Below are 13,686 nucleotides of genomic sequence, written 5' to 3'. Positions count from 1 at the left end.
GCAAGGTCCGCAATGCGTATCGATTTGATTCCGGTCGGCGATAATCCGCCGCACACCCTCAACGTCATCATCGAAGTGCCGACCGGCGGCGAACCCGTGAAATACGAGTTCGACAAGGCCAGCGGCGCACTGTTCGTCGATCGCATCCTCCACACGCCGATGCGCTATCCGGCTAATTACGGCTTCGTGCCGCATACGCTTTCGCCCGACGGAGATCCGCTCGACGCGCTGGTGATCGCGCGCTCGCCGTTCATCCCGGGCTGCGTCGTCCGCGCGCGTCCGATCGCAGTGCTCAACCTCGAGGACGAGGCCGGGGGCGACGAGAAACTGGTCTGCGTCCCCGACGACAAGACCTTCCCTTATTATTCGGACATCGAGGAAAAGGACGATCTGCCCAGCATCGTGATGGAGCAGATCGAGCATTTCTTCACCCACTATAAGGACCTCGAGAAGAAGAAGTGGGTGCGCGTCGGCACCTGGGGCGGCGCCGACGATGCGCGCCGCATCACGCTCGAGGCGATCGAGCGCTACAATAGCGACAAGGCGGCGGCGAAGGAATCGGTCGAGGTCTCGCACGGCTGAGGCAGTTTCCGGGCCGATGCATCGCGTCGGCCCGGTACGCCCGCCACCGCTGGCCCCGGCGCCCGACCGACGCTAGGCTGCCGCGATGACGGAACGCTCTCAACGCGGCATCGGCAATCTGATTGCGCCGCCGCGCTTTCTGATCTTCGCCGCGGCGACTGCAATCGCCGCGACCTTGGCGATTCCCTATTTTGGCCTGCGCACGGGCACGATGATCGCGTTCGACATGGGCGCGGCGCTGTTTCTGCTGATCTCGCTGCCACTGCTGCACCACCGGTCGGGCGACATGCGGAGGTCGGCCGAACGCAACGACGCCAACCGGCTGTTGCTGCTGTTCCTCACCCTCGCGGTGAGCCTCGTCGTTCTCGTCGCAGTCGCCAGCGAATTGATGCAGGGCGATTCGCCCGACATGCGATCGATCGCACTGATCGTCGGCACGCTCGTTTTGTGCTGGGTATTCAGCAACACGATCTACACCCTGCATTATGCCCATCTTTATTATCGTGCCGGCGATGGCGGCGACGCCGGGGGACTGCAATTCCCCGAGACGCCCGAGCCCGATTATTGGGACTTCGTCTATTTCGCCTTCTGCCTCGGCATGACCTTCCAGACCAGCGACGTCAGCGTCACCGATCGGGGCCTCCGGAAAGTCGTGACTTTGCACTGCCTCGCGGCGTTCGTGTTCAACCTCGGCATCGTCGCGTTCACGATCAACGTGCTGGGCGGTTAGGACTTCCCTCCCTGCCGGGAGAGGAGGTCGCGACGGAATGTCCGCGGCCGCGCAGCGCAGGCTTGCATGGCGGGCGCGCAGACACCAATCAGCCGCGATGCGGATCGCTCTCTTCGAACCCGAAATTGCTGGAAACGTCGGCGCCGTCCTGCGGCTCGGCGCATGTCTCGGCGCCGCTGTGGACCTGATCGAGCCTATGGGGTTCGAATGGGAGGATCGACGGGTGCGCCGGACCGCGATGGACTATATCGACCATGTCGTCGTTGCACGGCATGCCGGTTTCGACGCGTTCAGGGCGACCATCGGTTCGCAAAGGCTGGTGCTGTTCACCACGAAGAGCGCGCGATCTGCGTTCGATTTCAGCTTCCTGCCCGACGATATCCTGCTCTTCGGAAAGGAAAGCGCGGGCGTTCCGACTGTTGTCGCCGATGCCTGCGATGCACGGGTGCGCATTCCGATGCGGCCAGCGGTACGCTCGATGAACCTTGCTTCGTCGGCAGCGCTGGCGTTGGGCGAAGCCCTGCGCCAGACCGCCATGCTACCGGATTAGCCGCACGCGCGCGTCGTCCGGCTTGCAATGTAGGATTTCGCCTGCGGCGCTCGACGCGCCGGAAGCCGTTCCGCTGCTCTTTGACAGGTCCGCAATTCACTTCGCTTCGCGAAAGAATATTGCGAGATGAATCGCGTTTCCGTGAACTGAGTCAATTTAAGGGCTGCCGCCCGATAGCCGGCCTATTGGTCAGTGCCCCTGGGGAGAAGGCGAATCGGGCCGTCCGGCGGAAGGGTGCCGGAAAAGCCCGCATCTCCGAGCTGTTGACCACACAAGACCAGTGCGGGCACGTCCAGTCCATCGAACGAACCGTCCGGCAACGGTATCGTCGCACGCCATGGGCGGCCGCCTTCGCGCACTGCCACGTTACAGACCCTTCGTGCTTTCAGATCCCGAATCGCTTCGATGAAATGCGCGTAGGTCGGCTGCGGGGCGAGAGTGATGAATGCCAGCGCTCGCTCCCGGCCGGCCATGGTTTGCACCGGGCTCATGGAAGCCGCGAGGCCCTTGTCGTTGCTGTCCCACTCTCCCTGATGCAGGCGCACCGCGGGTTGGCTGGCGGGCACCTCGATGGAGAGTGAATCGATACCGACCCAAGTGACCGTCCCCACCGCATCGACGCTGTGCCAGCGCCACGCGAAGAATGCGGTGTTTGCTGCCACGAGCAAGACTACCATCACACTCAGCGATGCGCGGCGCCTGAGCATGCTAGCGCTTCTTCGGCTTCTTCTTCGGCGCGCGCTGTCCGGCGGCGATCCCCAGCGCGGCCCATTCGCGCATCGCGTCGGCGTCGTCGTACACGTCCTCCGGCGCGCGGCGATAGTTCATGGTGCCGATCCGGCCGTTGGCGAATTCGTAGCTGAAGCGCTCGCAGCCTGCGGCGTCCCACAATGCGTCGCTCTCGGCATCGGCCTTGAATCGCAGCATGCCGTCCGAAGTGACGATCGCGAACGGCGCGCCGCCGAGATAGAGCGTCGCGCCGCCCATCATCCGGCGCATCGTCACGCTGCCGAGGGGTTCGAGCGCCTCGGTCACCCACGCGACGAGCCCTTCGTCGACCGCCATCAGTGCGCCGTCAGCTTGAGGCCGGCGATGCAGGCGACCACGCCGAGGATCAGCAGCGAGCGCAGCACCGTGACCGGCTCGCCGAACCACAACATGCCCACGACCACCGCGCCGACCGCGCCGATCCCGGTCCACACCGCATAAGCAGTCCCCATCGGAATGCTGCGCGACGCCATTTCGAGCAACACCATCGACAGCGTCGCGGTGACGAGAAAGCCGAGAGTCCAGGGGATGTTGCGAAAGCCGTCGGCGTAGCGGAGGCACGTGGTGAAGCCGACCTCGAAGCAGCCGCCGAGGATGAGCAGCAGCCACGCCATCAGCCGCCCCCCGCCAGCTTGACCAGCGCGTCGCCCGCGACACGCTGGACGCGCCATTCGTCCATGCCCACTGCGCCCATCGCGCGGTAGAAATTGATCGCGGGCTCGTTCCAGTCGAGCACTGCCCATTCGAATCGACCGCAGCCGCGTGCCAGCGCGATGCCGGCGAGGTGCCGCAGCAACGCGGTGCCGACCCCCGCCCCGCGCGCTGCCGGCGTGACGTAGAGATCCTCGAGATAGATTCCCGGCCGGCCGGTCCAGGTCGAGAAGTTCTGGAAGAACAGCGCAAAGCCGGCCGGGGCGCCGTCCAGCTCGGCGATCACCGCCTCCGCCGTCACGCGCGGGCCGAACAGCGCCGCCTCCAGCATCTCCTCGGTCGCCTCGACGGCATCGGGCTCGCGTTCGAACTCGGCAAGTTCGCGCACGAGGCGCAAGATCAGCGGCACGTCGGCGGGCGTGGCGGGGCGGATTTGAGTCATGGGAACGCTGCCTCTGCTTCGGGTGCGGCGCCGTGGCCGCCTTTCTTGCGCGCGGCGAGCAGGCAGCCCGCCACGATCAACACGGTGCCCGCCACGGTAGCGAGCGTCAGCTTCTCGTCGAACATCCACCAGCCCATCAGCGACGCCCAGATGAAGGCGGTATATTCGACCGGGAGCAACACCTGCGCTTCGGCACGGGCATAGGCCCAGGAAAGCAGAAGCAGCGACACGACCGCCAGCAAAGCCGCAATGACGATTCCCGGCCAATGCGCCGCCGCCGGCACCGCCAGCCACCACGGCGCCGCGAGCGCCAGCAGCCCGAGCACGAATAAATTCTGGAAAAACGCAATCTCCAGCGGCCTGGCCATCTGCGCCTGATGCCGCGCGACGACGAGGTTCATCGCGTAGACCACTGCCGAGAACAACACCGCAGCCATGCCGAGCACGGTCTCATGGCTGTGCGTCCCGCCGACCCGCCCGGCGACCACCACCGCGACTCCCGCCAGCCCGAGCAATGAGCCCCATATGGATTGCGAATTGATGCTTTCCTTGAGGAACAGTGCAGCGAGGCCGAGTGCGATCAGCGGGGCGATGAACGACAGCGCGATCGCCTCCGCCAGCGGCACGCGGACGATCCCCCAGAAAAAGGCGATCGCCATCACCGCGACGAGGATGCTGCGGCCGAAATGCACTTTCATCGTGCCCCGATTCGGCAAGGTGGGCCGGGTGCAGGCATAGACCGCGCCGGTCAGCAGTACCGCGACGCCGATCCGCCAGACCAGAGTGTTGTACGCGCCGATCTCGATCGACACAGCCTTCATCACTGCGTCCATGATCGCATAGAGTGCGATTCCCGCCGACGCGACGCCTAGTGCAACAGTGTTGGGACCCCGCATAAGGCGCGCATAGCCGCCGCGCGCGCCGAGGTCACGTCTGTCTAGCGCAGCCGCATCTCGTCGCCGGCCAGATGGACCGAACGCAGCTTGCGCAGATAGGATTGGCCAAGCAGCGACACGTCGAGGTCCTCGACCACCGCGGCATGGACGTCGCGCACGCGTTTGCCGTCGAGGACGATGTCGTCGATCACCACGCGCTGGCCGTAGACATCGCCCGAGGCGCCGCGCGCGACGACATCGAACCGTTCGGGATCGAACTTGACCTTGGCACGCCGAGCATCATCGAGCGTGAGCGCGACCATGTCGGCGCCGGTATCGACGAGGAACTTCACCGTTTCTCCCTCCACCTGGGCGAAGGCGAAGAAATGACCGCGGTTATCGGACTTGATCACGGTCTCGACCGGCACGTCGGCGGGCGCAGCCTCAGCAAGGGCAACGACCGGGGCCGGTGCAGGCGCCCGCTTGACCGGCGCCATCACACCGATGACGACGCCGATCGCCACGACCGAGAGGAATGCCCACCGCATATCGCAGCCGAGACTAGACTCCGCTGCTTACCAGCCGGCTAACGCGTCGCGGAATCCCTGATCATACCGCCCGCGTGCGCCAGTCGGCAGGAAGGTTGGCCGCGTTGCGAACCCATGATGCCATCCCCCGATCGAGCGCGAACACCGCTGCGGCGATGCCCAGCACGCCGGTCAGTACGATGCCGATCTGCACGGTCCAGCCGCTATCGAAGCCGACAAGGACGAGATGAAACGGCGGCGCGATCAGATAGCCGACCCCCAGCCTGCCGCCCCATGTCGCGACTGTGTACGCGATTCCGAGCCGCATTGGTTCGCTGATGCGATGCCCCTCCGGCAATTGGATGCGGCGCGAGATCGCCGGCTTCAGTCGTGTGAGCGCGACCCAGATCAGCCCCTGCCGAACGAGCACCAGCGCGACACCGAGCACGAGCCATGTCGCGAACGCCGCGAAATAGCTCGAAGCTAGTATCACGCCGCCGCCTGGGCCGCGGCGCTCTCGGCGGCTTCGATCTCGGCGGCCTTGGCCTCGACCAGCCGGACGATGTGCTCGATCATGCCGGCGTCCTGAACATGGTGATCGGTCACGCCCGACAGATAGACCATGTGCTTGCCGTTACCGCCGCCGGTGATCCCGATATCGGTCTCGCGCGCCTCGCCGGGGCCGTTGACCACGCAGCCGAGCACGCTGAGCGACATCGGGGTGCGGATATGCTGGAGCCGCTCTTCCAATGCCTGAACGGTGCGGATCACGTCGAAGCCCTGCCGTGCACAGCTGGGGCACGAGACGACCCGGACCCCGCGGTTGCGGATGCCGAGCGCCTTGAGGATCTCGAAGCCGACGCGGACTTCCTCCTCCGGCTCGGCCGACAGCGAGACGCGGATCGTGTCGCCGATCCCGTACCAGAGCAACGAGCCGATCCCGATCGAGGACTTGACCGTCCCGCCGACGAATCCGCCTGCTTCGGTGATGCCGAGATGCAACGGGCAATCGACCTGGTCGGCGAGCTGCTGATAGGCGGCGACCGCGAGGAACAGGTCGCTCGCCTTCACCGCGACCTTGAATTCGTGGAAGTCGCGATCCTGAAGCAGCTTGATGTGATCGAGCGCCGACTCGACCAATGCCTCCGGGCAGGGCTCGCCATATTTCTCGAGCAGGTCCTTTTCGAGGCTGCCCCCATTGACGCCGATCCGGATAGCGCAGCCATTTGCCTTGGCGGCGTTGACCACTTCGTTCACCCGGTCGGCCGAACCGATATTGCCCGGATTGATGCGCAGGCACGCGGCGCCCGCATCGGCAGCCTCGAGCGCGCGCTTATAGTGGAAATGGATATCGGCGACGATTGGCACCCGGGCAGCGCGGACGATCTGCTTGAGTGCCGCCGTGCTTTCGACATCGGGGCAGCTCACCCGGATGATGTCGACGCCGGCGTCCTCGCACCGGCGGATCTGATCGATCGTCGCGCGCGGATCCGAAGTCGCGGTGTTGGTCATCGTCTGCACCGTCACCGGCGCGTCGCCGCCGACGGGGACGTTGCCCACCATGATCTGGCGGCTTTGTCGACGCACGATGTCGCGCCACGGGCGGAGGGACATGGACTTCCTTGCTAACGCTTTGCTTACTCGCCCCGCATATAGCCCTCTGCGCCTCGCCGCGAAAGGCGCGAGTGGTCGAGGACAAGGTTTTGACAGCGCCCCGCGCGAATATCGGTACCCAGCAGAGCCAACGCCATTACGGCATGGACTGGTTGCGCATCGCCGCGTTCGCGCTGCTGATCGTCTATCACGTCGCGATGGTGTTCGCGCCCTGGGCGTGGGTGATCAAGACCAGCCACAGCTATCCCCAACTGATCGCGCCGATGGCGCTGCTGACACCATGGCGGCTCCCCTTGCTGTTCGCGGTTTCGGGCTATGCCTCACGCAAATTGTTCGATCGATCGGGCGGCGCGCCGGCCTTCGCCCGCTCGCGCGCGCTCCGGCTGCTGGTGCCGCTCGCCTTCGGCATGGCGGCGGTCGTGCCGGTCGAGATGTGGGTGCGAGTGATGGAGACCGGCTACCCACATGGCTATCTCCGCTTCTGGGCGATCGACTATTGGCGCGCCGGCAGCTTCTACGAGCGCGAATTCCCGAGCTGGGAACATCTCTGGTTCGTCGCCTATCTCGCCGCCTACAGCCTGCTTCTGGCCGCGGCGCTGGCATGGCGCGGCCCGAAGGTGTTGCGTGCACTCGCGCGCCTCGCCGACTGGCTGACGCACCGGTGGCGATTGCTTTGGGTGCCGGCCGTCGTGCTCGTCACGCTCAGGCTCGGCCTGTTGTTCGTCGCGCCGGAACGCCAGGGGCTGGTGTCGGACTGGGGCGGCCACAGCCAATATGTGCCGCTTTTCCTGTTCGGCTTCGCGCTAGCCGGCGCGCCGCAGCTCTGGCTGGCGGTCGCCCGCATCTGGAAGGCCGCGCTCGCGGCAGCAGCAATCGCGGGAGCCGTGATCGTGGCGATCGAGATCGCCTATCCGGGCACTGCCGTGCCTTCACATGAGCTGATGGCACTCGACCGTGCGGCGCGTGCGGTGATGGCGTGGGGCATGATCCCGGCCTTGTTTCACGTCGCCGAGACCTGGTGGAACCGCGATCACGAATGGCGCAAGCCGCTCGCCGAGGCCGTGTTCCCTTTCTATATCATCCACCATCCCGCAATCGTGGTGATCGCATGGTACAGCCTGCCGCTGGACCTCAACCCGTTCGCCGAGTTCGCGCTTCTGCTCGGCGGCACCACTGCGATCTGCTTCACGGTCTATGCGATCGGGCGTCGGATCGGCTGGCTGCGGCCGCTGATCGGGCTGCGGCCGCTGGCGCGCGGTTCGCGATCTGCTAGGGAGGCGTCGATTTCCGGAGTGCCGTGATGCGCCTCTTGCCCTTCTTGCTCGGAGCCCTTCTCATGCCGCTGGCTGCCCAGGCCCAGGATAAACCCAAATGGACGCTCGTCATTCATGGCGGCGCCGGGATCATCGAGAAGAGCCGGATCACGCCCGAGCAGGAAGCCGGCGCGACGGCGGGGCTGAACGCCGCACTGGACGCAGGATCGAAGGTGCTGATTGCCGGCGGCAGCGCGCTCGACGCAGTGCAGGCGGCGGTGCAAGTGCTCGAGGACGATCCGCACTTCAATGCCGGGCGCGGCGCGGTCTTCACCTGGGACGGCCGCAACGAGCTCGATGCCGCGATCATGGACGGGCGCAACCGCGCCGCCGGATCGGTGGCGGGAGTGACCACCACCCGCCACCCGGTCGCCGCCGCACGCGCAGTGATGGAAAAGAGTCCGCACGTGATGCTCTCGGGCGCGGGCGCCGACGCGTTCGCACGCGAGCAGGGGCTCGAACAGGTCGACAATAATTGGTTCGCCACCCCCGAGCGGCGCAAGCAGCTCGACAAGATGAAGGCCAACGACAAGCTCGGCTGGTTCGACGTCGATCTCAAATACGGCACCGTCGGCGCAGTGGCGATGGACGGCGAAGGCCATGTCGCCGCCGCCACTTCGACCGGCGGATTGACCGGCAAGCGCTGGGGCCGGATCGGCGACGCCCCGATCATCGGCGCGGGAACCTATGCCGACGACCGCGCCTGCGCGGTGTCGGCGACCGGCGCGGGCGAGTTCTTCATCCGCGAGGGCGTCACCCACGAGATCTGCGCACGCATCCGCTTCAAGGGCGAGAGCCTGCAGCAGGCGGCGGAGACGGTGATGGCCGAGGTCAAGGCGCTGGGCGGCACCGGCGGGGTGATCCTCACCGGCCCGGGCGGCGAAATGGCTTGGACCTTCAACACCCCCGGCATGTATCGCGGCCGCGCCTCCTCCAACGGCGACCGGCTGGTCGCATTCTATGGTGACGACAAGTGAAGCGATTTCTGATCCTGCTCGCTGCGATCCTCGGCTTCGGCGCGGCGACTACGCCCGCCCAGGCGTATTGGGAATATGGCCACGAGACCGTGGCCGCGATCGCGTATCGCAACGTGACGCCCGCGGTACGCGCCGAGATCGGCAGGCTGCTCAGGCAACAGGCGCTGCTCGAGACGCCGACCTGCCCGGCGCGCACGATCGAGCAGGCCAGCGTCTGGGCTGATTGCATCAAGGAGCTCGGGCCGCGCTTCAGCTATGCGTATAATTGGCACTATCAGAATGTGAACGTCTGCAAGGACTTCACCCTCAAGGGCAATTGCCCCGACGGCAATTGCGTCTCGGCGCAGATCGAGCGCGACACCAAATTGCTCAAGGACCGCAAGGTGCCGGCGCGCGAGCGGGTGATGGCGCTGGCCTTTCTCGTTCACTTCGTCGGCGATCTGCACCAGCCGCTCCATGCCGGCGATCGCGGTGATCTCGGCGGAAACCGGGCGAAATCGACCTACGGCATCTACTCGACCGAGAAGCTCAACCTCCACAGCATCTGGGACGGGCTGCTCGCCGAGCGGGCGATCTCCACGCCACCCTCGCTGGTCCGCCTCTATTCGCCCGAGGAGCGTACCGCGGTGAACGGCGGCGGCGTCGAGGACTGGAGCCGTGACAGCTGGCAGATCGCCCGCGATGTCGCTTATGCCAGCGCTTATGGCGATCCGTGCGGTCCGGTTCCGGAGCGGGCCAGGCTCGACGAGGCGACGATCGAGAAATTGATCGAACCGGCGCGGCAGCAACTCGTGAAGGGCGGGCTGCGACTGGCGCGGCTGCTCGACGAGGCGCTCGGCTAGTCCTTGTCGCCCCAGCGCCAGCGCCAGCCGCCGTCGGTCTTTAGCCAGCACAGCCACAGCGTTCCGACGAACAGCGGGAGGAACAGCAGCTGATAGAGAGCGCTGCGCTGGGTGAGCTTTGCAATGCAGCCGGCGACAAGCAGCGTCGCGAGCATCAGCGCCCAGCCCTGCCAGGTAGCGGGTACGGCACCCCAGCCATAGCGCTTCCTGGCGAACCAATAGCCGGGGCGGACGGGGACCCAGCCGCGGATCCACGCCGGCCTCATGACAGTGCCATCACGATCCCGACGGCGAGCAGCATCAACGCCGTCCCGACGAGCCATGGAAGCCGCTTTGCGCTGCTGTGAAACACCATCATCATCGCATGTCTCCTCGATGCTATCTGCGGGCCTCAGCCCCTGGCGTAGTTCTCCAGAAAGCCGCAGCGTTGGCAGCGCCAGACCTGGATATCGATCGGCTTGTGGGGCAGCTTCAGGCCGAGCAGCAGGTTCTTCCTGGGCGGCCCCGCCACCCAGCCCGCGGCGCGGCGATAGGTGTCGCGCCCGGACAGAGTGAAGCCCTCCTCCATCGCACTCTGACATTTGGGGCAAGCGTGCGAGCGCATCTCACTCTCCTTCTTTGGTCTCCGGCGCACTCTGCCGGGGCGGTCGTCCCCTGCGGGGGCGGACCGGATCCGCCAGCTTGACCCCGCGGCGCCCAAGCGCCTCGCGCAGCAGGCATTCTACCTGCGCATTGACGCTTCTCAGGTCGCTCGCCGCCGCGCGCTCGATCGCCGCGTAGAGCGCGGGATCGAGACGCAGGGGGAACGCCTTTTTGGGGGGTGCCGACACGCAGGGTTCCTATTGGTAGAGCGAGCCCGCGTTGACGACCGGCTGGGTGTCGCGCTCGCCGCACAGCACCACCATCAAGTTCGAGACCATCGCGGCGCGGCGCTCGTCGTCGAGTTCGACGACGTTCTTCTCGGAAAGCAACGCCAGCGCCATCTCGACCATGCCCACTGCGCCCTCGACCAAAGTGGTGCGCGCCGCGACCACTGCCTGCGCCTGCTGGCGCCGCAGCATCGCCCCGGCGATCTCCTGCGCATAAGCAAGGTGCGTGAAGCCGCATTCGTCGACGGTGATCCCCGCCACGGTCAGCCGGGCGATCAGTTCGGCGCGCAGCTCGCCGCCGACCTGATCGTGGTTGCCGCGCAGGGTGACTTCCTGATGCTCGAAATCGTCATAGGGATAGCGCGAGCCGATCGTGCGCACCGCGGCCTCGATCTGGACCATCACGAACGCCTTGTAATCGTCGACGTCGAACAGCGCCTGCGCGGTATCGGTGACGCGCCACACCACTTGCGCCGCCATCTCGATCGGATTGCCGCGCAGATCGTTGACCTTGATCCGATCCGAGATGATGTTGTTGGAGCGGACCGACACTTTCTTCTTGATCATCCACGGCCAGGTCCAGCGCAGCCCGCTGGTGCGATCGGTGCCGCGATAGTCGCCGAACAGGGTGATCACCACCGCCTGGTTGGGCTGGAGCAGATAGAAGCCGGCAATAACGAACAGGAACAGGAAGCACGACACCAGCAAGGTCGAAACTATCACAGCATCGGCGACGCGATCGATCTGGCTGATCGCCCCGACCACCCCTGCAATCGGCAGCAACAACAGCAGCAACATGCCATAGCCGCTCATGGTGTGCGCCGCGCGCTCGCTGCTCTGCCGCAATGCAGAGGTCGCGCCACGAATGTCCGTCATCCTTGCCTCCCGTTATTGTGATATCACTTTTATATCGCAGATAGCAGACTTGCAAGCGCAATCGGCAGACACGCGAACGCCGCCGATCCGCGAGGATCGACGGCGCCCGGAAAAGCCCGTGAGGGCGTGGTTCAGTTGATGACGATGGTCACCGCGCGGCGGTTCTGCGCCCAGCTGCTTTCGTCGGAGCCCAGTGCCAGCGGGCGCTCCTTGCCATAGCTGATCGTGGTGATCCGCGTCGCCGAGACGCCACGCGCCGCGAGATAGTTCTTGGCGGCGTTGGCGCGGCGATCGCCGAGCCCGAGATTATATTCGCGGGTGCCGCGCTCGTCGGCATGGCCCTCGAGCGTGATCCGTGCCTCGGGATGCGCGACCAGCCATGTTGCCTGGCTATCGAGGATCGAGCGGGCTTCGGAGTCGATATCATATTGGTCGAGCGCGAAATGGACGGTGTCGCTGGTGACTTCGCGCTTGAAATGCTCGTTCAGGCGCCCGGCGAGCGTATCGCTGCTCTCGCCGCCGCCATCGGTGGGCGCCGTGGTTTCGGTCGGGGTCGGCGGCAGCTCGGGAGGACGCTTCTTGGCGCAGCCCGCGGTGGCGACAAGCGCCAGGCCCAGGACCAGGCTGGTCGTCATCTTGGCCATCATATTTCTCCTCTAGTCGTGATCTTTTGCAGCAATCCGCTTGCGTAACGTTTCAGGGGCGAATCGGTCCCCAGCTCGGATCCGAGCCGTCGAGCGGCGTCGGGATCTTTCGCGCATTGACCCCGGTGAGATCGACCGACCACAGGTCGGGCCGGCCCGATCCCTGCGCCGCGCGGAAGAACATCAGCACGCGGCCATTGGGCGACCAACTCGGACCCTCGTCGCCCCAGGCGCTGGTCAGCAATTTCTCACCGCCGCCGCTGGCGTTCATCACCCCGATCCGGAAGGCGCCGCCGCCGGTGCGGGTGAAGGCGATCAAATCGCCGCGCGGGCTCCACACGGGCGTCGCATAGCGCCCGCCGCCGAAGCTGATCCGCTTCTGGTTCGAGCCGTCGGCGTTCATCACGTAGAGCTGCTGGGTGCCGCCGCGATCGCTTTCGAACACGATTCGGCTGCCGTCGGGCGAATAGCTGCCGCCGGTGTCGATGCCCGGCACGTTGGTGAGGCGCTGCGGCGCGCCGCCGGTGGCGCTGATCCGATAGATGTCGGTATTGCCCGCCACCGACATCGAGAAGAGCACCCAGCGCCCGTCGGGCGAGAAATGCGGCGCGAAATTCTGGCTGACATTGTCGACCAGCCGGCGGTTGGTCCGCGCGCTCATATTGTAGATCCAGATCGACGGGCGCCGGTTCTCGTAGCTCATATAGACGATCGCGTTTTGCTTCGGCGACATGCGCGGGGTGAGCACGATATTCTGGCCGTTGGTCAGGAAGCGGTGATTGGCGCCGTCCTGATCCATGATCGCGATCTGCTTTCGGCGTTTGCCCTTGGGCCCCTGCTCGGCGACATAGACGATCTGGCTGTCGAAATAGGGGCCTTCACCGGTCAGCCGCGCATAGATCGCATCGGCGCATTTATGGCCGGCCCGGCGCCAGTCGCCGGGGGAAACGACGAAGCCCTGACGGACCAGCTCGGTCTGAAGCGAGACGTCGTAGAGATAGCAGCCGACGGTGAGGGTGCCGTTGCCGTTCGCACGCACATATCCCTGGATCAACGCCTGCGCCGAGCGGCCGCTCCACGTCGCATAATTGGGCGCATTGACCTCCGAATAGTTGATCCCGGGGACCGCATTCGGTCCGCGCGTGGCAAACAGGCCGGTATTGCGCAGGTCGTCGTCGATCACCTGCGCGAGCTTGCGGCCGAGTTCGTCGGTCGGCCCGGCGGCGGTCGACACCGCTTGCGAAGTCGGCATGGCGGGAATGGCGATCGCCATGTCCTGCCCCGCCTGATTGGTCACGTCGACGCTGAGCACCGACTCCTGGCCCTGATCCTGCCCGGGCGCCGGCGGCGCCTGCTGCTGGTCCTGCGCAATCGCCGTGCCGCTCGTGGCGAGCAGCAGCGCGAGCGCCATTGACGTTGCCTTCAT

Annotated in this window: 20 protein-coding genes; 6 read left to right on the top strand and 14 right to left on the bottom strand. The window is 65.8% G+C overall.

The genetic code is table 11. The annotated features are described in order from the left end of the window. The first annotated feature begins 12 nt into the window (after positions 1-12). The 3 genes from ppa to CVN68_RS18945 all read left to right on the top strand — a co-directional run bounded on the left by ppa (position 13) and on the right by CVN68_RS18945 (position 1,862). A complete protein-coding gene (gene ppa / locus CVN68_RS18955) occupies positions 13-582 on the top strand; it encodes an inorganic diphosphatase (RefSeq protein WP_100283577.1) in 570 nt (189 codons plus the stop codon). Positions 583-667: 85 nt separating this feature from the next. Then, on the top strand, positions 668-1,312 hold the full coding sequence (locus CVN68_RS18950) for a DUF1345 domain-containing protein (RefSeq protein WP_199560130.1): 645 nt from the start codon (positions 668-670) through the stop codon (positions 1,310-1,312). A 97-nt stretch (positions 1,313-1,409) separates the two neighbouring features. Next, complete coding sequence (locus CVN68_RS18945) at positions 1,410-1,862, top strand: tRNA (cytidine(34)-2'-O)-methyltransferase (protein WP_100283576.1); 453 nt, start codon at positions 1,410-1,412, stop codon at positions 1,860-1,862. A 182-nt stretch (positions 1,863-2,044) separates the two neighbouring features. Here CVN68_RS18945 and CVN68_RS18940 read toward each other — a convergent pair whose 3' ends face one another. From CVN68_RS18940 to ispG, 8 genes are all read right to left on the bottom strand, one after another. Further along, a complete protein-coding gene (locus CVN68_RS18940; protein ID WP_100283575.1) occupies positions 2,045-2,569 on the bottom strand; it encodes a hypothetical protein in 525 nt (174 codons plus the stop codon). A gap of 1 nt (position 2,570) precedes the next feature. Further along, positions 2,571-2,927, bottom strand: a complete 357-nt coding sequence (locus CVN68_RS18935; RefSeq protein WP_100283574.1) for a TfoX/Sxy family protein — start codon at positions 2,925-2,927, stop codon at positions 2,571-2,573. Beyond that, on the bottom strand, positions 2,927-3,244 hold the full coding sequence (locus CVN68_RS18930; protein WP_100283573.1) for a DMT family transporter: 318 nt from the start codon (positions 3,242-3,244) through the stop codon (positions 2,927-2,929). Before CVN68_RS18930 ends, CVN68_RS18935 begins: the two co-directional genes overlap by 1 nt. Continuing rightward, a complete protein-coding gene (locus CVN68_RS18925; protein WP_233503429.1) occupies positions 3,244-3,723 on the bottom strand; it encodes a GNAT family N-acetyltransferase in 480 nt (159 codons plus the stop codon). Before CVN68_RS18925 ends, CVN68_RS18930 begins: the two co-directional genes overlap by 1 nt. Beyond that, on the bottom strand, positions 3,720-4,619 hold the full coding sequence (locus CVN68_RS18920; RefSeq protein ID WP_100283572.1) for a DMT family transporter: 900 nt from the start codon (positions 4,617-4,619) through the stop codon (positions 3,720-3,722). The genes CVN68_RS18925 and CVN68_RS18920 overlap by 4 nt, the downstream gene beginning before the upstream one ends. Positions 4,620-4,660: 41 nt before the next feature. Continuing rightward, a complete protein-coding gene (locus CVN68_RS18915) occupies positions 4,661-5,146 on the bottom strand; it encodes a retropepsin-like aspartic protease family protein (protein ID WP_100283571.1) in 486 nt (161 codons plus the stop codon). Between the two features lie 61 nt (positions 5,147-5,207). Next, on the bottom strand, positions 5,208-5,618 hold the full coding sequence (locus CVN68_RS18910; RefSeq protein WP_100283570.1) for a hypothetical protein: 411 nt from the start codon (positions 5,616-5,618) through the stop codon (positions 5,208-5,210). After that, positions 5,615-6,739: a flavodoxin-dependent (E)-4-hydroxy-3-methylbut-2-enyl-diphosphate synthase gene (ispG, locus tag CVN68_RS18905; RefSeq protein WP_100283569.1), complete on the bottom strand. Its 1,125-nt coding sequence runs from the start codon at positions 6,737-6,739 to the stop codon at positions 5,615-5,617. The genes CVN68_RS18910 and ispG overlap by 4 nt, the downstream gene beginning before the upstream one ends. 89 nt (positions 6,740-6,828) lie before the next feature. Here ispG and CVN68_RS18900 point away from each other — a divergent pair, with 89 nt between their 5' ends. From CVN68_RS18900 to CVN68_RS18890, 3 genes are read left to right on the top strand one after another with little or no spacing between them, the layout of a single operon-like run. Next, positions 6,829-8,040 carry an acyltransferase family protein gene (locus CVN68_RS18900; protein WP_158298956.1) on the top strand — a complete coding sequence of 404 codons (1,212 nt, stop codon included), beginning with the start codon at positions 6,829-6,831 and terminating at the stop codon, positions 8,038-8,040. 35 nt (positions 8,041-8,075) lie between these two features. Beyond that, a complete protein-coding gene (locus tag CVN68_RS18895) occupies positions 8,076-9,029 on the top strand; it encodes an isoaspartyl peptidase/L-asparaginase family protein (RefSeq protein ID WP_233503428.1) in 954 nt (317 codons plus the stop codon). Continuing rightward, entirely contained in the window at positions 9,026-9,871 is an 846-nt protein-coding gene (locus CVN68_RS18890) for a S1/P1 nuclease (protein WP_100283566.1), read from the top strand. The genes CVN68_RS18895 and CVN68_RS18890 overlap by 4 nt, the downstream gene beginning before the upstream one ends. Here CVN68_RS18890 and CVN68_RS18885 read toward each other — a convergent pair. The 6 genes from CVN68_RS18885 to tolB all read right to left on the bottom strand — a co-directional run bounded on the left by CVN68_RS18885 (position 9,868) and on the right by tolB (position 13,686). Then, entirely contained in the window at positions 9,868-10,137 is a 270-nt protein-coding gene (locus tag CVN68_RS18885; protein WP_100283565.1) for a hypothetical protein, read from the bottom strand. The two genes, CVN68_RS18890 and CVN68_RS18885, sit on opposite strands and share 4 nt — an antisense overlap. A gap of 125 nt (positions 10,138-10,262) precedes the next feature. Then, the gene (locus CVN68_RS23425; protein WP_158298955.1) at positions 10,263-10,475 is read right to left on the bottom strand and encodes a PF20097 family protein; all 213 of its coding nucleotides are present in this window, start codon (positions 10,473-10,475) and stop codon (positions 10,263-10,265) included. 1 nt (position 10,476) lies between these two features. Continuing rightward, the gene (locus CVN68_RS18880) at positions 10,477-10,701 is read right to left on the bottom strand and encodes a toxin-antitoxin system HicB family antitoxin (RefSeq protein ID WP_100283564.1); all 225 of its coding nucleotides are present in this window, start codon (positions 10,699-10,701) and stop codon (positions 10,477-10,479) included. A 9-nt stretch (positions 10,702-10,710) separates the two neighbouring features. After that, on the bottom strand, positions 10,711-11,616 hold the full coding sequence (locus tag CVN68_RS18875) for an SPFH domain-containing protein (RefSeq protein ID WP_100283563.1): 906 nt from the start codon (positions 11,614-11,616) through the stop codon (positions 10,711-10,713). Positions 11,617-11,747: 131 nt separating this feature from the next. Then, a complete protein-coding gene (gene pal / locus CVN68_RS18870) occupies positions 11,748-12,260 on the bottom strand; it encodes a peptidoglycan-associated lipoprotein Pal (protein ID WP_100283562.1) in 513 nt (170 codons plus the stop codon). A gap of 52 nt (positions 12,261-12,312) precedes the next feature. After that, the gene (gene tolB / locus CVN68_RS18865) at positions 12,313-13,686 is read right to left on the bottom strand and encodes a Tol-Pal system beta propeller repeat protein TolB (RefSeq protein WP_100283561.1); all 1,374 of its coding nucleotides are present in this window, start codon (positions 13,684-13,686) and stop codon (positions 12,313-12,315) included.

It is taken from the genome of Sphingomonas psychrotolerans (assembly GCF_002796605.1).
Taxonomy (GTDB): Bacteria; Pseudomonadota; Alphaproteobacteria; order Sphingomonadales; family Sphingomonadaceae; genus Sphingomonas; species Sphingomonas psychrotolerans.
The sequence above is the reverse complement of the archived record's forward strand: the minus strand, read 5'-3'. Positions and strand labels throughout refer to the sequence as shown.